This is a genomic window from Flavobacterium sp. (assembly GCF_027484945.1).
GTDB lineage: Bacteria > Bacteroidota > Bacteroidia > Flavobacteriales > Flavobacteriaceae > Flavobacterium.
The window spans coordinates 14,884-32,627 of the sequence record NZ_JAIXRZ010000032.1 but is presented as its reverse complement, the minus strand read 5'-3'; the positions used below and the strand labels follow the sequence as shown (position 1 = coordinate 32,627).

The window sequence follows — 17,744 nt, the reverse complement described above, 5'->3', positions numbered from 1 at the left end:
TAATTATTTTTTAGCTAAAAACAAATAGATGAAAATCGCGCTGAATCCAATTACAAAAGCAAAAAGATACAAACCGATACTTCCATTTTGAACACGGCTTCCTAAATTTCCTAAACCATTAGCTAAGGAACTTAATCCATAAACTAAACGCCCTAAAGCGGGTTCTAATGTTACGCGGAAGAAATTAGACAACCCATTAATTGGTTTCACGATTAAGGCCATGTAGACTTCATCGACATAGTATTTATGATACACCGTTTTGGCAAAACCATCCATATCTCGGTCTTCTTTGGGAGTATATCCACCTTTTAAGTATTTGCTATAGGCTAAACCGATACCAATTAAACCTCCCGCAACAGCAATTGCCATTAACATATATTCTGTTGTTCCTAAATGGTGTTCCGTGTGATGCGCATTGTTAAATAAAGGCGCTAAATAATGGTTTAACCAACTTCCACCGATTGGTAAACTAATAATACCACCTATTAATGATAAAATAGCTAAAACAATTAAAGGCAACGTGATTAAAGTGGGACTCTCATGCAAATGATGTTTTTGTTCTTCTGTGCCTCGGAAATCGCGGTAGAAGGTTAAATACATCAAGCGGAACATATAGAAAGCAGTCATAATTGAAGCTAATGAAGCAATTATCCACAACGGAATATTTGCATGGAAAGCCGTCATTAAAATTTCGTCTTTTGAAAAGAAACCTGAAAAAGGGGGGATACCTGAAATTGCTAGTGTAGCAATCATCATTGTGATGAATGTAATAGGCATAATTTTACGCAAACCACCCATTCTTCGCATATCTTGTTCGTGGTGCATCGCATGAATTACCGAACCGGATCCTAAGAACAAACAAGCTTTAAAAAAGGCGTGGGTGATTACATGGAATACCGCTACATTGTATGCGCCTAAGCCTAATGCCAAAAACATTAAACCTAATTGCGATACGGTTGAATAAGCCAAAACTTTTTTAATGTCATTTTGTAGAAGTCCGATAGACGCAGCTATTAAAGCAGTTACCGCACCCACAACAGCAATGATGTTTTGTACAAAAGGAGTTAAATCAAATATAAAATTCAATCGGGTAATCATAAAAATACCAGCGGTAACCATCGTAGCTGCGTGAATTAACGCAGATACCGGAGTTGGTCCTGCCATCGCATCGGGTAACCATGTATATAAAGGCAATTGTGCAGATTTTCCTGTAGCCCCAATAAATAAGCACAATGCGGCAAAGGTTAATTTTGCACTATCAACATTACCTGCAGTGATTGCTGCTTTCAATTGATTGTAATCTAATGTAGCAAATAGCGAACCCAAGATAAAAATACCGATTAAGAAACCCAAATCCCCAATTCGATTCATTATAAATGCTTTCTTTGCGGCATCGTTATACTCTTGATTTTTATACCAGAATCCAATGAGTAGATAGGAGCAAAGTCCAACACCTTCCCAACCAATAAACATAACTAATAGATTACTTCCTACAACCAAAGTAATCATGAAAAATACAAACAAATTGAGATAGGAGAAAAATTTGTGCATATTTTCATCTTCATGCATGTAGCTGATGGAATAGAGATGAATAAGTGAACCAATACCGGTTACAAACAACAACCATAATAAGGATAATTGGTCTAGTAGAATTCCAAAGTCCAATTTGAAATTTTGTACTGAAATCCAATCAAATAAAGAAACGTTGATTGGTTTTGAGGTATGGTTGATTTGTAAAAAGAAATAAACACTGATTACAAATGACAAAGCTACTGCAGTCGTTCCGATAGTACCTGCCAATGTTTTTCCTATTCGTTTACCAAAAAAAACATTTATTAAAAACCCAATAAACGGGGCAAGCAATAAAACTAATACTAAATTATTCTCCATTAGGGCTTATCCTTTTAAGTTCTTTAAATTGGCGATATCGATCGATCCGATATTTCGGAATATTGCAACAAGGATTGCTAGACCTACGGCAACCTCGGCGGCGGCTACTGCCATTGAGAAAAATACGAATACTTGTCCTTCAGCATCTTGATGATAGGTTGAAAAGGCAACAAATAATAAGTTAACAGCATTCAACATGATTTCAATCGACATGAATACAATAATGGCATTTCGACGATACAACACTCCAAAAACGCCAATACAAAATAAGATGACCGATAGGAAAATGTAATTTTCGATGCCAATATGATTTAATATATTTTCCATGATTAGTTTGCGTCTTTTTCTTTTTTAGATACTAATACAACTCCCAACATAGCTGCCAATAAAAGTATAGAAGCAAATTCGAAAGGAACCATATATTCATTTAATAACACTTTACCCAAAATCTTAATCGATTGGAAGTCTTCACCAGTACTATCGTATTCACCTACAATTGGTTTTGTATCTGTAAATACATAGACTAAAACTCCACACAGCATAATAAATATTATTATAGCGGCATATCGAGTCATTCGAGGTTTATGCACTTCATCTTCTTTATTTAAATTCATTAACATGAGTGTGAAGAGAAAAAGCACCATGATGGCACCTGCATAAACAATTAGTTGAACCAAAGCTAAAAATTGTGCATTGAATAATAAGTAATGGCCCATTATTGAAACCATACAAATTACTAAGTAAATAGCACTATGAATTGGGTTTTTGGTGTAAATTGTCAGAAACGCTGTAGCTAAAGTAACTGCCGACAGCACATAAAATAAAAGTAATACTGTTGACATAATTAATTCAATTTTTGAGTGTTTGCCATTGCCACTTCCAACGGCATTACTAATTGATCTTTACCATAAATAAAATCTTCACGGTCGTATAATGCGGGTACTAATTCTTTAGAAAGGGTTAAGTAAATCGCATCTTTTGGGCAAGCTTCTTCGCACAAACCACAAAATATACAACGCAACATGTTGATTTCATAGATCTCAGCATATTTTTCTTCACGATATAAATGCTCTTCTCCAGGTTTGCGTTCGGCTGCTTTCATCGTGATGGCTTCTGCCGGACAAGTTAAAGCACACAACCCACAAGCCGTACAATTCTCACGACCTTGTTCATCGCGTTTTAGTGTGTGTTTTCCACGGTAAACGGGACTGAATTCGCGCACTTGCTCGGGATAGTGAATCGTAGCTTTTTTTCGGAAAAAGTGTTTAATTGTGATGAGTAAACCTTTGATGATTGCTACCAAATATAAGCGCTCCCAAAACGTCATTTCCTTATTAGAAACTTGCTTTTTCTTTCCAGAAAGCGATAGATTTTGAATAGATGTTGCCATGTTTTGTTTCTTATTTAAAAGCTAGAATACAAACTCCTGTAATCATGATATTAATAATTGAAAGTGGGATCAAAATTTTCCACCCCAAATTCATCAACTGGTCATAGCGAAAACGTGGAATTGTCCAACGCACCCACATATAGAAGAAAATGAAGCAACAGATTTTTATAAACAATGCGCCAACACCAATCAAGGTAGCTGCATTGGTTCCCCAATTTATTCCAACCCAATCCATTCCCGGGTAATTATAACCTCCAAAGTATAACACCGACAAAAGGGTAGAGGAGATAAACATATTGGCATATTCTGCAAATAAATAGAATCCCATTTTCATCGATGAATATTCGGTATGGTATCCACCGATTAATTCACTTTCACATTCTGCTAAGTCAAATGGAGTACGGTTCGTTTCAGCAAATGCACAAATAAGGAAGATTAAGAAACCAACAGGTTGGTACCAAATATTCCAATTCATGCCGTGTTGTTGAACCGTAATATCATGTAAACTTAACGAACCACTCATCATCAATAATGCAATGATCGAAAGTCCCATCGCTACTTCATAGGAAACCATTTGCGAAGCTGCACGAACTGCTCCCATTAGTGAGAATTTATTGTTGGAAGCCCAGCCTCCAATCATAATACCATAAACACCAACGGAAACCACCCCAAAAACATATAGGATGGAAACATCAATATCGGTCGCTTGCAATTGAACATTACGCCCGAAGATTTCTAACGTATCCCCCCATGGAATAACAGCACTCGTAATTAACGCAGTGGCCATCGCGATTCCGGGTCCAACAAAGAATAAAAATTTATTAGGAGTATTCGGTTCAAATTCTTCTTTAGCAAATAATTTCAAACCATCGGCAAGCGGTTGTAATAATCCACCCCAACCTGCACGATTGGGTCCAACACGGTCTTGTAAAAAAGCCGCTACTTTACGTTCAGCCCAAGTGGAATACATGGCCATCAACATGGTAACCGCAAATACGACTACTATGAAAATACTTTTTTCAATAATTAACGCGCTGTCCATGTTATTTTTTTACTTGAGTTCCGTCAATTTTTTCATTATAATCAATGTCGGCCATACTAATTTTCTTACGGTCTTCTTCACGACCTAATAAAATGCCTTTTTCCGTATTGATGACAACTGTATCCATTTTACGGGTATAATTATTTACATTGATTACCGAATCTTTTTCGAATTTACGGGGACCTTCAATTGTCCAATCCGAAACTTCTTTTTTATCGTAACGGCAGGTGTTACAAATGAAATCTTCTACTTCATGGTATTCATCTTTCCGACCGGTTACCCGTTGTATTTCATTTCCAAACATCCAAACAGTAACCTTACCGCAACATCCTGGAGTAGTACACTCACGGTGCGCGTTAAAGGGTTTGTTAAACCAAACACGGGATTTGAATCGGAAGGTTTTATCGGTTAAAGCACCTACAGGGCAAACATCGATCATGTTTCCGGAAAACTCATTGTCGATTGCTGCGGATACCATGGTTGAAATTTGTGCATGATCACCACGATTTAATACACCATGAACACGATAATCGGTTAATTGTTCAGCCACTTGTACACAGCGTTGGCATAGAATACAACGGTTCATGTGTAACTGAATTTTATCTCCAATATTTTCGGGTTCGAAGGTGCGTTTCTCTTCAATAAAACGCGTTTGGGCTTTACCGTGTTCAAAACTTAAGTTTTGTAAATCACATTCGCCCGCTTGGTCACATACAGGACAATCCAATGGGTGATTGATTAATAAAAACTCGGTTACAGCCTTTCTTGCCTCGGTTACCCGTTCAGAAGATTTGCTATTTACCTCCATTCCATCCATGCAGCCGGTTACGCATGAAGCGACTAATTTGGGCATTGGCGTGGGGTTGGCATCACTTCCTTTGGATACTTCCACCAAACAACACCGGCATTTCCCGCCGGAACCTTTTAGTTTTGAGTAGTAACACATGGCTGGAGGAACCACGTCGCCTCCAATCATTCGAGCAGCTTGAAGGATGGTGGTCCCAGCTTCTACCTCGATTTCGTGTCCGTCTATAGTTACTTTCATTTTATGTAAGTTGTCTATTGGAATACGATTAGTTCGTTTTCCATTTTATACAATACTAATTATACGTTTTGTGGAGCCACTAAATGGCGAACTTTTTCAAAGGGTTCGTGTGTAAAGTGGTCTCTGTTTTTAATCTTTTCAGGAAAGCGTACATGGTATTCAAACTCTTCTCTGAAATGTCGAATTGCCGCAGCTACCGGCCAAGAGGCAGCATCGCCTAAAGGGCAGATGGTATTTCCTTCAATTTTGGATTGGATACTCCATAGCAATTCAATATCTTCTTCACGCCCTTGACCGTTTTCAATCCGCCATAATACTTTTTCAAGCCAACCTGTACCTTCCCGGCAAGGGGTACATTGACCACAGCTTTCGTGATGATAGAATCGCGCAAAGTTCCAAGTATTACGCACGATACAAGCGCGATCATCGTAAACAATAAAACCTCCAGAACCTAGCATTGAACCTGTTGCGAAACCTCCGTCAGACAAACTTTCGTACGTCATTAATCGGTCATCACCATTGGCTGTTTTATAAATTAAATGAGCTGGTAAAATAGGTACCGAACTTCCACCAGGCACTAAAGCCTTTAAAGGACGGTCGGTTTCCATACCGCCACAATATTCGTCAGAATTGATGAACTCTTCTACAGAAATACCCAATTCGATTTCGTATACGCCAGGTTTTTTAATATTTCCTGAAGCCGAAATTAATTTGGTTCCTGTAGAACGCCCAATACCGATAGCCGCATAATCGGCACCTGAATTATTGATAATCCAAGGCACAGCGGCAATGGATTCTACATTATTTACTACGGTTGGATTGGCCCACAAACCACTAATCGCTGGGAAGGGTGGTTTCAAACGGGGATTTCCACGTTTACCCTCTAACGATTCGATCAAAGCGGTTTCTTCTCCACAGATATAGGCGCCAGCACCACAATGTACGTGCAAGTCTAAATGGTAGCCTGAACCTTGTATATTTTTCCCTAACCAACCTGCGGCATACGCTTCTTTAATGGCACGCTCTAAGGTTTTATACACCCACATGTATTCTCCCCGGATATAGATATAGGATAAGTTAGCTTCTAACGCGATACTCGAAGTAATCATTCCTTCTATTAATAGGTGTGGAATGTACTCCATTAAGTAACGATCTTTAAACGTTCCCGGTTCTGATTCGTCTGCATTGCAAACTAAATGACGCGGTTTACCTGATTTTTTATCGATAAAGCCCCATTTCATTCCTACAGGAAATCCAGCACCTCCACGTCCGCGCAACCCTGAAGTTTTAACTTCTTCAATGATCGCTTCAGGAGTCATTTTCAATGCTTTTTCTACAGAAGCATAGCCGCCTTCACGACGATATACTTCATAAGATTTAATTCCTGGAACATCGATTTTGTCCAATAATAGCTTTTTTCCCATGCTCTTATTTGTCGTAAAAAGTTATATTGCCGGCTTTACAGTCGTCAATTAGCTGATCGATTTTCTCTTTGGTCAAATATTCGTGATAATAATCACCTAATTGAAGCATGGGGGCATATCCACAAGCTCCTAAACATTCAACACCGCGTACTTCAAAAAGTCCGTCGGCAGTAGGTTCTGCGATACCTACATTTAATTTTTGACAGGTGTAGTCCATTAAATCTTCTACACCGCGTTGACAGCAAGGTGAAGTTTGACAGAACTCCAACATATATTTTCCAATCGGTCGTTGGTTGAACATGGTATAAAATGTAACCACTTCATACACCTCGATCGGTTTAATTTCTAATATTTCGGCTACCTTATTTTGTAACTCAATACTCAGCCAGTTATCATGAGCATCTTGAACTTCGTGTAATACCGGTAGTAATGCCGATTTTTTCTTGTCAGCGGGATAATAGCTAATTAACTCGTTGATACGGGTCATTAACGCATCCGTAATGTTTATTTCTTGAGTGTAATGGTGTTTTTCCATAGTTATTAAGCGTCTAATTCGCCTGCAATTACATTTAAACTGGATAAAATCACAATCGCATCTGAAAGCATGGCACCTTTAATCATTTCTGGATAGGCTTGATAATAAATATAACAAGGTCTTCTAAACTTTAAACGGTAAGGTGTACGACTGCCATCTGCAATTAAATAAAAACCTAACTCCCCATTTCCGGCTTCTACTGAATGGTAAATTTCTTCGACAGGAACAGGAACTTCACCCATCACAATTTTAAAGTGATAGATTAAACTTTCCATGTTATGGTATACGTCTTCTTTGGGAGGTAAATAGTAATCGGGAACATCGGCATGATAGGGTCCTTCGGGAAGATTCGCTAAGGCTTGACGAATAATCGACAAACTTTCCCAAACTTCAGCATTACGCACACAGAACCGGTCATACGTATCACCCGATTTTCCTACTGGAATATCAAATTCAAAATCTTCATACGAAGAATAAGGAGCAGCTTTACGCACATCGTAGTCTATACCTGCTGCGCGTAGGTTTGGTCCTGTAAAGCCGTATTGCATTGCGCGTTCGGCACTTATCGGTCCAACATTTACAGTACGGTCAATGAATATTCGATTTCGTTCAAATAAGTTTTCAAACTCTTTCCAAGCTACAGGGAATTCGTCTAAAAACGCATTTAACTTTTGAAAAGCGGCTTCTGACCAGTCGCGTTCAAATCCACCGATACGTCCCATATTGGTAGTTAAACGTGCGCCACAAATTTCCTCGTAAATTTCATAGATTTTTTCACGGAATTGAAATACATACAAGAAACCAGTATAGGCCCCGGTATCTACCCCTAAAATGGAGTTGCAAATGATATGGTCTGCAATTCGAGCTAATTCCATTACAATTACACGCAGGTATTGGGCGCGTTTTGGAACATCAATAGAAAGGAGTTTTTCAACCGTCATCCACCAAGCCATATTATTTATCGGTGATGAACAATAATTCATTCGATCCGTTAAGACATTGATTTGGTAAAAAGCACGATTTTCTGCAATTTTTTCAAAAGCGCGATGGATATAACCTATAGTAGGTTCGGCATCCAAAATGCGCTCCCCATCCATTAATAAAATATTTTGGAAAATACCATGAGTAGCCGGGTGGGTTGGACCCAAGTTCAAAATTGAAAGTTCGCTTCCGTCTTCATTACGACGACTTTCAATGATTTTAGCATAACGATGCTCCGGAGGTAATAATAAATCGGACATTTAAGTGTATGCGTTATATTAACAATTAACTGAGGTTCTACCGAAGAATCGGTCGTCTTTATCGGTGCGACCCCCATCTTCCATTGGGAATTCTTTTCGCAAAGGAAAAGAGACCATTTCGTCCATATTTAAAATTCGTTTCAATTGGGGATGTCCCTTGAAATGAATTCCATAAAAGTCGTACGCTTCGCGTTCCATCCAATTGGCACACAAATACAAATCGGTCAATGTATCAATTTCGGGTATGTCACTTAAATAAGCACGAACGCGAATACGGGTATTTTCAATCCAATTGTGGAGTTGGTACACTACGGAAAATTGATGTTCAAGATCATTTTCTGGATAATGTACTCCAGCAAGATCGGTTAAAAAATGGAAATTCAATTCATCATCTTCTTTCAAAAACTGAATCACCGCATGAATTGTTGAAGCGTTGGCTTCGAATGAAAAAATATCGCGTTGCATTTCAAAATGGAAAACATTTTCGCCAAATTGTTGCGTTAGTTTTTCCTGAATGTGTACGGTTTCTAAAGCCATAATTACAGGTTATAAGAAGCTAATAATTCTTTATATTCTGGAGAATTTCTACGACGAACAGATTCGTTCTTTACCAATTCTTGCAATTGCATAACCCCTTGTACAATTTGTTCTGGTCGAGGAGGACAGCCGGGTACATATACATCGACTGGAATAACTTTGTCAATTCCTTGTAACACCGAATAGGTGTCAAATATACCTCCAGAAGTTGCACAAGCCCCTACAGCAATTACCCAACGGGGTTCACTCATTTGCTCGTAAACTTGGCGTAAAATAGGCGCCATTTTTTTGGAGATGGTACCCATTACTAACAACATATCGGCTTGTCGGGGCGAAAAACTTACCCGCTCGGAGCCAAATCGTGCTAAATCATAATGCGAAGCCATTGTGGCCATAAATTCAATGCCGCAACAGGAAGTAGCAAAGGGAAGTGGCCATAAGGAATTGGCACGCGCTAATCCTACCACATCATTTAATTTGGTTGCGAAAAATCCTTCGCCTGTAACTCCATCCGGTGGAGCAACCATTTTTGTTTTATTATCTTCCATAGCTGTTCAAAATTATTCCCATTCTAGGGCTTTCTTTTTAATGATGTAGAAGAATCCAACTAATAAAAGGGACATGAAAATCACCATCTTAACCATTCCTTCATAACCAAGCTCCTTGAAATTAACCGCCCAAGGATAAAGAAATATCACTTCTACGTCAAATAATACGAAAAGAATGGCAACTAAGAAATATTTTACAGAAAACGGAATGCGCGCATTACCAATGGATTCAATTCCGCATTCGAAGTTTTTGTCTTTATTTTTAGAATGCCGTTTAGGCCCTAAAAAATTGGAACCGATTATAGTCAATGCCACAAAGGCAACTGCTATTCCGACCTGAATTAAAATCGGTAAAAAGTCAGATTGTGTAGACTGCATACTTCTCCCTTTTATAGGTTTTTAAAATAGGCACAAATATACACTGCAATATTGAAAACGCAAAAGCGTTAAAGCGATGTTTGCCTATAAAATGTTCTTTTTTGATTATTTAAATTAATTCTAAATAGCTAGGCATAAATGCAAAAAAAACACCTAAAATATTTAGGTGTTTTCGTACGGTAATCTGAAATCTATTTATTTTTAGTTTTCAATAATTACTACATTGGTAGCCAATTTTCCTTTGCGTCCATCTTCTTCTTCATAAGATACATGGTCACCTTCTTTTAGGCTTTCTCCTTTTAAACCGCTTGCATGAACAAAAATGTCATTGCCGGTTTCATCATTTACAATAAATCCAAATCCCTTGGATTCATTAAAAAATTTCACTTTTCCTGTTTGCATTGTAATGGGTAATAAATATTTATTTCCGATAAAGATAAACGGAATAATTGAATCTGCAAACTTTTAATGTTAAAAAAATAAAAAATTTACAAAAAAGTAATTTTAGCTTTGAAAAGTGCGTATGATTTTTCGATTTATTCTTAAAAAATTAATAATAAAATAGCAGTTTTTTAAAAAAATAATTAACGGTTCTCCCATTAATCATTTGCTTACGCCAAACGAATGTGAAGTTCGTTCAATTGAGCAGAATCGATTACCGAAGGCGCATCAATCATAACATCACGTCCAGAATTGTTTTTTGGAAATGCAATAAAATCCCGAATCGTTTCTTGTCCTCCTAAAATAGCAACTAACCGATCCAAACCAAAAGCTAAACCACCATGAGGAGGAGCGCCAAATTGAAAGGCGTTCATTAAGAAACCAAATTGAGATTCGGCTTGTTCTTTAGTAAAACCAAGCAATTCAAACATTCGGGCTTGTAGATCTTTATCGTGAATACGAATGGATCCTCCGCCAATTTCATTACCGTTCAAAACCATATCATAGGCATTTGCTCGAACCTTTCCAGGATGGGTAGTAATGAGCTCAAAATCTTCGGGTTTAGGTGAAGTAAACGGGTGGTGCATCGCATGATAACGGGCACTCTCTTCATCCCATTCTAACAATGGAAAATCGACTACCCAAAGCGGAGCAAATTCATCCGATTTACGCAGTCCTAAACGGGTTGCCATTTCCATTCGCAATGCAGACAATTGTGAACGGGTTTTATAGTCAGCTCCCGATAAAACTAAAATTAAATCACCGGGTTTAGCAGCTGTAATATCAGCCCACTTTTTTAAATCTTCTTGGTCGTAAAATTTATCAACCGATGATTTTAACGAACCGTCGGCTTCATATTTTACATATACCATACCGAGCGCACCAATCTGGGGTCGTTTGACCCAATCAATTAACGCGTCGATTTCTTTACGGGAATAACTAGCGCAACCTGGAACGGCAATACCTACAACCAATTCGGCCGCATTGAATACCCCGAAATCTTTGTGTTGAGCTACCGCATTCAATTCGCCAAATTTCATATCAAATCGAATGTCTGGTTTGTCATTGCCATACGTTTTCATCGCATAATCATAAGTCATTCGTGGAAATTCAGCAACCTCAACTCCGCGCAATGTTTTTAATAAATGACGCGTTAATCCTTCAAAAACCTGTAAAATATCTTCCTGTTCTACAAACGCCATTTCACAATCGATTTGGGTAAATTCAGGTTGACGATCGGCCCGCAAATCTTCATCGCGGAAACATTTTACAATTTGAAAATATTTATCCATACCCCCTACCATTAATAATTGTTTAAAAGTTTGTGGAGATTGGGGTAAGGCGTAAAATTGTCCTTGATTCATCCGGCTAGGCACCACAAAATCGCGCGCTCCCTCGGGTGTAGATTTGATTAAATAGGGCGTTTCCACTTCGCAAAAATCCAAATCGGATAAATACTTTCGGACTTCCATCGCTACTTTATGTCGAAACAGCAAAGCGTTTTTTACAGGGTTACGCCGAATATCCAAATAGCGGTATTTCATTCGTAAATCTTCTCCTCCGTCGGTTTCGTCTTCAATAGTAAACGGCGGTAATTGGGCCTCATTCAACACGGTTAATTCGGAAACTAAAATCTCGATCTCACCCGTGGCTAAATTTGGGTTTTTAGACTCGCGTTCGATTACCGTTCCTTTGACCTGCACCACAAATTCGCGACCGAGTGACTTGGCTATTTGAAAAACCGCTGCATCGGTGCGTTGTTCGTCAAAAATCAATTGCGTAATTCCGTAACGATCCCGTAAATCGGCCCAAATCATAAATCCTTTATCGCGTGTTTTTTGGACCCAACCGGCCAACGTTACGTTTTGTGCAATGTGTGCGGCATTCAATTCGCCACAATGATGACTTCTGTACATTTTAAAAAAGATTTTGTAAAACGAGTTCTAGGTTGCAAAAGTAACGAAAACCAAATAAAAATGCTTGTGAAAAAAGGGACTTTAGATGGAAATAATTTTAAAAATGGTTTTTATTTCAGCAATACAAAACTATGTTAAAATCGGAATTCTGATTTATATTTGATTATATTTGGTTTACTAATTTGATGTATATACTATGAAAAAATTAATGGCAATACTTGCCGTTACCTTCTCGTTCGTGAGTTGGGCACAAGAGCAAGTAAAATTTACTGTGAATATCCAAAATAAAAAAGCAGATGTAATTTCCATAAAAAACAATATGGGAAAGGATATTCAGCAAATCAAAGCAAATGATAAAGGAATTTTTGAAGCCACATTTGGAGTAGCTGAAGGGATGTACTATTTGTTTGATGGACAGGAATATGCGTCGATTTATCTAAAAAACGGTTATGATTTAACCGCAAAATTAGACGCGAATCAATTTGATGAAAGTTTAAGTTTTTCTGGAAAAGGAGCTTCAGAGAACAACTACTTAGCAGATAAAACGCGAACTGCAGCACAATTTGAAGAACGCTTCATGAAATTAACTTCAGATGCTGAAGTCGATCAATTTTGTGAGAATGAAAAGAATAATGGCTACAAAAAATTAGAATCGGGTAATTATGATGCCAAGTTTGTTTCTTTGTCCAAATTAATGCTAGTTCAAGAATTAACACAACTTAAAAAGTATTTTAAAGAAACTAAGGAGAAGTCAAAAATGAACGGTTCTCCAGCACCAGGTTTTGAGTATGTCGATACAATTGGTAAGAAAGTAAAATTAGATGATTTTAAAGGGAAATACGTTTACATTGATATATGGGCAACTTGGTGTGGGCCTTGTCGTGCAGAGATTCCTTATTTGAAAAAAGCCGAAGAAAAATACCATGGAAAAAATTTAGCGTTTGTGAGTATTTCGATTGATGTTGATAAAGATTTTGAAAAATGGCAAAAGTTTGTTGCAGAAAAACAATTAGGAGGAACTCAACTATTTGCCGATAAAAATTGGGAATCCGATTTTATGAAACATTTTGGAGTAAATTCAATTCCTCGATTTTTACTTATTGATCCGCAAGGTAAAGTGGTTTATGCCGATGCAAAACGACCATCCGATCCCAAATTGGGTGAAATACTCGATGGTTTATTAAAATAAATTCAGCTACTAATACTGTTGAAACCGCCCGTATTTTCTAGTGCTGGCGGTTTTTTTGGCAGTATAAGATTCGATTTCCATTCTCCAATGTTACCAAATTGTTAAGTAATTGTTTGGTTTGTGTAAAAAGTTTATTATATTTGTGTATCAATAATTTGTAAATCCTACTAAAATGAAAAGATACATCGTAAAGGCGGCATTCTTAATCGGAGGATTAGCTTCTGCTCAGGAAAACAAACCGGTTTTGGAAGAAGTTAATGGTATGGTAAAAGCTACCTACTATTATGACAATGGTAAAATTCAACAAGAAGGGTTCTACAAAGCAGGAAAATTGGAAGGAAAATGGACATCGTATGATGAAAATGGCAATAAGTTAGCACTTGCCGAATATACCAACGGAGAAAAAACAGGGAAATGGTTTTTCTGGTCGGATAAAAATTTATCGGAAGTTGATTATTCGCAAGGAGTAGTAGCGGATGTTAAAGTGTGGAGCCGTGAAGCTTTGGCTGAAAAGAATTAAGCGTAAAAATCATTGTATAAAAAAAGGGACGTTTTAAAAAAACGTCCCTTTTTTATTTATCCTTATGTCTGAAGGCGCGCATTTTTGCGATCTCGTAAACGGTATTTGATTCGTTTTACCAAGAAAAACATTACCGGAACAATTACTAATGTTAAGATGGTCGCATAAGTTAATCCAAAAATAATGGTCCAAGCCAAGGGTCCCCAAAAGATAACATTATCTCCACCGATAAAGATATGTGGATTCAATTCGGTAATTAAGGAAAAGAAATCAAAATTTAGGCCAATAGCCAACGGAATTAAACCCAGTACTGCCGTTAAAGCTGTTAATAATACCGGGCGCAAACGCGATTTCCCCGATTCGATAATTACTTCTTTTATCTCGTCTAATGTAAGGTCGTCATGACTTTCAACACCTTTGGCTTCTACTTTGCGGTCCATTAAAAGTACAAAGAAGTCCATCAATACAATTCCATTTTTCACGACAATACCTGCAAGGGAGATAATTCCCATCATCGTCATCAAGATAACAAAGTCCATATTAGCAATCACATATCCATAAAATACACCACTAAAACTAAGTAAAACAGTAAATAATATGACTAACGTTTTCGAAATGGAGTTGAATTGCAATACGATAATAATCGTAATACCCGCTATCGCAAGTAAGAAAGCAATATTTAAAAACGTTTGATTTTTACCCTGTTCTTCTTGAACTCCCGAAAATCCATAGGAAATCGTCTTTGGAAATTTATAGCTCTCCAATTGTTTGCCGATCTCTTTGGTAATTGCATCACCATTGTATCCCGTTAATACATTGGAATAAATTGTCATCACCCGTTTGTGATTTTTTCGCTTAATCATGTTAAAGGTTTCCGTTTTCGTTGTATTTGAAACGGCCGAAATCGGAACCTGCATAATTTGACCATTATTCGGATTGCGAAAAGTCATCGATTGATTAAACAAAATGTTTTCGTTTTTACGTTGATCTTCTTGCATACGCATTACAATATTGTAATCGTCGTCTCCTTCTTTATACGTTGAAATCTCTTGACCATATACCGAACGCCGTAAGGTATAGCCCACTTGTCCTGTTGAAATCCCGATACTTCCAGCGTTAGCACGGTCTACCATAACTTCTAGTTCTGGACTGTTTTTATTGATGTCCACTTGAAGTTTTTCAATTCCTTCAATGTTTTTAGCGTTGATGTAGGCAATTACTTTTTGTGCTTCAGCAAGCATCTCATTGTAATCTTCACCTTTCAATTCAAGACTAATGGGATATCCAGCCGGTGGCCCATTTGCATCTTTCTCAACCGTAACAGTAGCTCCAGGAATTCCTTTTACCGATTTACGAATTTCTTCTAACAAGTCGGCTGTATTGACCCCGCGTCTAAATTTGAATTCACGGAAGTTGACCGTAACTTTACCTTTATAAGGAGTTTCATTGGCCGATCCCGCATCGACATTCGGATTGCCCGCGCCAACCCCAACTTGAGACACAATCGATTCTGCTAAATAATTTTCATTGTCCGATTTGTCAACATACTTATCTAAAATCGTAACAATTTGCTTTTCAACAAATCGAGTGGCTTTGTTGGTTTTATCGATGTCGGTCCCTTGTGGATATTCGATATAGGTAATCACTTGATTTGGAATATTATCCGGGAAGAATAAAACTTTTCTTGGAAACACACCCACCAATACAAAGGACAATATCAACATTCCTATGATGCCAAAAAATGCATACCACGCTTTTCTTCCGGTTAGAATTTTAGCTAAAAACACTTTGTATTTTTCTTCCATTCGAGGGAAAAATCCGTGCTGAAAATCTTGCGTCCATTGATAAATTTTAACATGATAGGCCCACATCATTCCTAAAACTAAAATTGCAATGTGCCCCATTGATTTGAAGAAAACCCCTCCGGTACTGTAGCCGGCAATTAAAAAAATAAGGGCAGCTATTCCGATATAAAGGCTATTCCGGCGAATATTTTTTCTCGAAACGTTACGGTCTTCAATATCCATTGATCCTCCTGTCATGGCGGCATTGACTACCATGGCAACAAATAATGATGCGCCCAAGGTTACCGATAAGGTCATTGGAAAATAAATCATGAATTTACCCATTGTGCCCGGCCATAATGCAAAGGGCAAAAAGGCCATTAAAGTGGTAGCCGTTGATGAGATAACGGGCCATGCAATTTCACCTATACCGAGTTTTGATGCTTGAATTCGCGACATTCCTTTTTTCATGTTCGCAAATACGTTGTCTACCACTACAATACCATCGTCTACTAACATTCCAAGCCCCATTACCAATCCGAATAATACCATTGTATTCAACGTTTTCCCCATGGAAGCAAGCAAGGCAAAAGCAATGAACATCGAAAGCGGAATTGCAGCGCCTACAAATAACGAGTTACGCAAGCCCATTGTAAACATTAATACAATCATTACCAAAATAATTCCAAAAATGATATGGTTGGATAATTCGTCTACTTGGTGTTCTACTCGCGAAGATTGATCACTGGTATATTCAATGGAAACGTTCTTAGGTAAATAGTTTTCCTGCACTTCTTTTACCTTTTCACGGGCTTGCTCAATAGCCGAAATCATGTTTTGTCCTGAACGTTTTTTTACATTCAGCATAACCACTTCTTTACCGCGTTCACGCGCAAAAGTTGTACGTTCTTTTTCTTTAAATCGAATGGTAGCGATGTCTTTTAAATACACCGAACCTCCGAATGATTTCACGATAATGTTGTTTAGCTCTGCAGGATCTTTCATTTCACCAATAATCCGAATATTGTTTCGGGACCCTTGCGAAATTAAATTACCTCCAGAAAGCGTCATGTTTTCATAACGAACTGCATTTTGAATATCATCAAAGCTCACTTGAGCAGCCGTCATTTTAAAAATGTCGATTGCAATTTCTACTTCTTTATTATCAACACCCAAGATGTCTACTTTTTTGACTTCGGGTACTTCTTCAATTGCGTCTTGCAGTTTTTCGCCAAATTTCTTCAACTGTTGGGTGGTGTAATCGCCTTTTAAGTTGATATTCAAAATGGGCACTTCTTCAGAAATGTTCAATTCAAAAGCATTAGGTTCGACTTTACTCCCATTATCTAAATTGGGCCAATCGGTACTTGCTTTGGCATTATCAACTTTATCTTTAATTTTTTGTTTGGCCAATTCAATACCTATTTTATCATCAAATTCGACAATAATCATCCCATAATCTTGAAATGAACTCGAGGTAATTTTATTGACCCCACTGATGTTTTTGAACTCTTTCTCAAGGGGTTTGATGACCAATTTTTCTACATCTTCGGCAGAGTTACCCGGGAATACAGAGGAAACGTATACCTTATTTTCAATAATTTCGGGAAAGTCTTCACGCGGCATCGCGATATAGGAGTATATACCCGCTACCACAATAATAAACGTTAGTATATATACTGTTATCCGGTTATCTACAGCCCAGCTAGAGAGGCTAAATTCTTTGTTATGTTTGCTCATATTCTTTTTTATGCGGTTGTTTTATTCATTTAAAACTACATTCTCTCTTTTTGGCATTAACTAAATAGTGGGTTATTAGTTGATTTTAAAAGGTAAAAACCCTTTTAATGAGTTATATTTTTCT

17 protein-coding genes are annotated in these 17,744 nt (G+C 37.7%); 2 read left to right on the top strand and 15 right to left on the bottom strand.

All coding sequences use genetic code 11. From position 1 onward, the window contains the following. Nucleotides 1–3 precede the first annotated feature (3 nt). The 14 genes from nuoL to aspS all read right to left on the bottom strand — a co-directional run bounded on the left by nuoL (nucleotide 4) and on the right by aspS (nucleotide 12,387). Nucleotides 4–1,890, bottom strand: a complete 1,887-nt coding sequence (gene nuoL / locus Q0039_RS05215; protein ID WP_297510157.1) for an NADH-quinone oxidoreductase subunit L — start codon at nucleotides 1,888–1,890, stop codon at nucleotides 4–6. A gap of 6 nt (nucleotides 1,891–1,896) precedes the next feature. Beyond that, complete coding sequence (gene nuoK / locus Q0039_RS05210; RefSeq protein WP_129460525.1) at nucleotides 1,897–2,217, bottom strand: NADH-quinone oxidoreductase subunit NuoK; 321 nt, start codon at nucleotides 2,215–2,217, stop codon at nucleotides 1,897–1,899. A gap of 2 nt (nucleotides 2,218–2,219) precedes the next feature. Then, the gene (locus Q0039_RS05205) at nucleotides 2,220–2,732 is read right to left on the bottom strand and encodes an NADH-quinone oxidoreductase subunit J (RefSeq protein WP_297510149.1); all 513 of its coding nucleotides are present in this window, start codon (nucleotides 2,730–2,732) and stop codon (nucleotides 2,220–2,222) included. A 2-nt stretch (nucleotides 2,733–2,734) separates the two neighbouring features. Next, a complete protein-coding gene (locus Q0039_RS05200) occupies nucleotides 2,735–3,280 on the bottom strand; it encodes an NADH-quinone oxidoreductase subunit I (RefSeq protein WP_297510146.1) in 546 nt (181 codons plus the stop codon). A gap of 10 nt (nucleotides 3,281–3,290) precedes the next feature. Then, entirely contained in the window at nucleotides 3,291–4,322 is a 1,032-nt protein-coding gene (gene nuoH, locus Q0039_RS05195; RefSeq protein ID WP_297510141.1) for an NADH-quinone oxidoreductase subunit NuoH, read from the bottom strand. 1 nt (nucleotide 4,323) lies between these two features. Then, a complete protein-coding gene (locus Q0039_RS05190) occupies nucleotides 4,324–5,367 on the bottom strand; it encodes a 2Fe-2S iron-sulfur cluster-binding protein (RefSeq protein WP_297510138.1) in 1,044 nt (347 codons plus the stop codon). A 59-nt stretch (nucleotides 5,368–5,426) separates the two neighbouring features. Beyond that, complete coding sequence (gene nuoF / locus Q0039_RS05185) at nucleotides 5,427–6,791, bottom strand: NADH-quinone oxidoreductase subunit NuoF (protein ID WP_297510135.1); 1,365 nt, start codon at nucleotides 6,789–6,791, stop codon at nucleotides 5,427–5,429. 4 nt (nucleotides 6,792–6,795) lie between these two features. Beyond that, the gene (locus tag Q0039_RS05180) at nucleotides 6,796–7,326 is read right to left on the bottom strand and encodes an NAD(P)H-dependent oxidoreductase subunit E (protein WP_297510133.1); all 531 of its coding nucleotides are present in this window, start codon (nucleotides 7,324–7,326) and stop codon (nucleotides 6,796–6,798) included. Nucleotides 7,327–7,331: 5 nt separating this feature from the next. Beyond that, complete coding sequence (gene nuoD / locus Q0039_RS05175) at nucleotides 7,332–8,567, bottom strand: NADH dehydrogenase (quinone) subunit D (RefSeq protein ID WP_297510131.1); 1,236 nt, start codon at nucleotides 8,565–8,567, stop codon at nucleotides 7,332–7,334. Nucleotides 8,568–8,585: 18 nt separating this feature from the next. After that, the gene (locus Q0039_RS05170) at nucleotides 8,586–9,104 is read right to left on the bottom strand and encodes an NADH-quinone oxidoreductase subunit C (protein WP_297510128.1); all 519 of its coding nucleotides are present in this window, start codon (nucleotides 9,102–9,104) and stop codon (nucleotides 8,586–8,588) included. 2 nt (nucleotides 9,105–9,106) lie between these two features. After that, nucleotides 9,107–9,652, bottom strand: a complete 546-nt coding sequence (locus Q0039_RS05165; RefSeq protein ID WP_297510126.1) for an NADH-quinone oxidoreductase subunit B — start codon at nucleotides 9,650–9,652, stop codon at nucleotides 9,107–9,109. A gap of 12 nt (nucleotides 9,653–9,664) precedes the next feature. Next, complete coding sequence (ndhC, locus tag Q0039_RS05160) at nucleotides 9,665–10,030, bottom strand: NADH-quinone oxidoreductase subunit A (RefSeq protein WP_297510124.1); 366 nt, start codon at nucleotides 10,028–10,030, stop codon at nucleotides 9,665–9,667. A gap of 201 nt (nucleotides 10,031–10,231) precedes the next feature. Next, nucleotides 10,232–10,432, bottom strand: coding sequence for a cold-shock protein (locus Q0039_RS05155; protein ID WP_297510121.1), 201 nt, complete (start codon nucleotides 10,430–10,432; stop codon nucleotides 10,232–10,234). A 209-nt stretch (nucleotides 10,433–10,641) separates the two neighbouring features. Then, nucleotides 10,642–12,387: an aspartate--tRNA ligase gene (aspS, locus tag Q0039_RS05150; protein ID WP_297510118.1), complete on the bottom strand. Its 1,746-nt coding sequence runs from the start codon at nucleotides 12,385–12,387 to the stop codon at nucleotides 10,642–10,644. A 196-nt stretch (nucleotides 12,388–12,583) separates the two neighbouring features. Here aspS and Q0039_RS05145 point away from each other — a divergent pair, with 196 nt between their 5' ends. Both Q0039_RS05145 and Q0039_RS05140 read left to right on the top strand, forming a co-directional pair. Further along, nucleotides 12,584–13,576 carry a TlpA disulfide reductase family protein gene (locus tag Q0039_RS05145; protein WP_297510115.1) on the top strand — a complete coding sequence of 331 codons (993 nt, stop codon included), beginning with the start codon at nucleotides 12,584–12,586 and terminating at the stop codon, nucleotides 13,574–13,576. A gap of 172 nt (nucleotides 13,577–13,748) precedes the next feature. Beyond that, complete coding sequence (locus Q0039_RS05140) at nucleotides 13,749–14,096, top strand: membrane-binding protein (protein ID WP_297510113.1); 348 nt, start codon at nucleotides 13,749–13,751, stop codon at nucleotides 14,094–14,096. Nucleotides 14,097–14,158: 62 nt separating this feature from the next. On the opposite strand, the gene Q0039_RS05135 is transcribed toward Q0039_RS05140, so the two are convergent. Beyond that, nucleotides 14,159–17,620, bottom strand: coding sequence for an efflux RND transporter permease subunit (locus Q0039_RS05135; protein WP_297510110.1), 3,462 nt, complete (start codon nucleotides 17,618–17,620; stop codon nucleotides 14,159–14,161). Nucleotides 17,621–17,744: the final 124 nt, after the last annotated feature.

Coding starts and splice junctions, on each gene's coding strand:
- Q0039_RS05155 (WP_297510121.1), bottom strand. CDS start 10,432: ATGCAAACAGGAAAAGTGAAATTTTTTAATGAATCCAAGGGATTTGGA.
- Q0039_RS05165 (WP_297510126.1), bottom strand. CDS start 9,652: ATGGAAGATAATAAAACAAAAATGGTTGCTCCACCGGATGGAGTTACA.
- nuoK (WP_129460525.1), bottom strand. CDS start 2,217: ATGGAAAATATATTAAATCATATTGGCATCGAAAATTACATTTTCCTA.
- Q0039_RS05190 (WP_297510138.1), bottom strand. CDS start 5,367: ATGAAAGTAACTATAGACGGACACGAAATCGAGGTAGAAGCTGGGACC.
- nuoD (WP_297510131.1), bottom strand. CDS start 8,567: ATGTCCGATTTATTATTACCTCCGGAGCATCGTTATGCTAAAATCATT.
- nuoF (WP_297510135.1), bottom strand. CDS start 6,791: ATGGGAAAAAAGCTATTATTGGACAAAATCGATGTTCCAGGAATTAAA.
- nuoH (WP_297510141.1), bottom strand. CDS start 4,322: ATGGACAGCGCGTTAATTATTGAAAAAAGTATTTTCATAGTAGTCGTA.
- Q0039_RS05205 (WP_297510149.1), bottom strand. CDS start 2,732: ATGTCAACAGTATTACTTTTATTTTATGTGCTGTCGGCAGTTACTTTA.
- ndhC (WP_297510124.1), bottom strand. CDS start 10,030: ATGCAGTCTACACAATCTGACTTTTTACCGATTTTAATTCAGGTCGGA.
- Q0039_RS05145 (WP_297510115.1), top strand. CDS start 12,584: ATGAAAAAATTAATGGCAATACTTGCCGTTACCTTCTCGTTCGTGAGT.
- Q0039_RS05200 (WP_297510146.1), bottom strand. CDS start 3,280: ATGGCAACATCTATTCAAAATCTATCGCTTTCTGGAAAGAAAAAGCAA.
- nuoL (WP_297510157.1), bottom strand. CDS start 1,890: ATGGAGAATAATTTAGTATTAGTTTTATTGCTTGCCCCGTTTATTGGG.
- Q0039_RS05180 (WP_297510133.1), bottom strand. CDS start 7,326: ATGGAAAAACACCATTACACTCAAGAAATAAACATTACGGATGCGTTA.
- Q0039_RS05170 (WP_297510128.1), bottom strand. CDS start 9,104: ATGGCTTTAGAAACCGTACACATTCAGGAAAAACTAACGCAACAATTT.
- Q0039_RS05140 (WP_297510113.1), top strand. CDS start 13,749: ATGAAAAGATACATCGTAAAGGCGGCATTCTTAATCGGAGGATTAGCT.
- aspS (WP_297510118.1), bottom strand. CDS start 12,387: ATGTACAGAAGTCATCATTGTGGCGAATTGAATGCCGCACACATTGCA.
- Q0039_RS05135 (WP_297510110.1), bottom strand. CDS start 17,620: ATGAGCAAACATAACAAAGAATTTAGCCTCTCTAGCTGGGCTGTAGAT.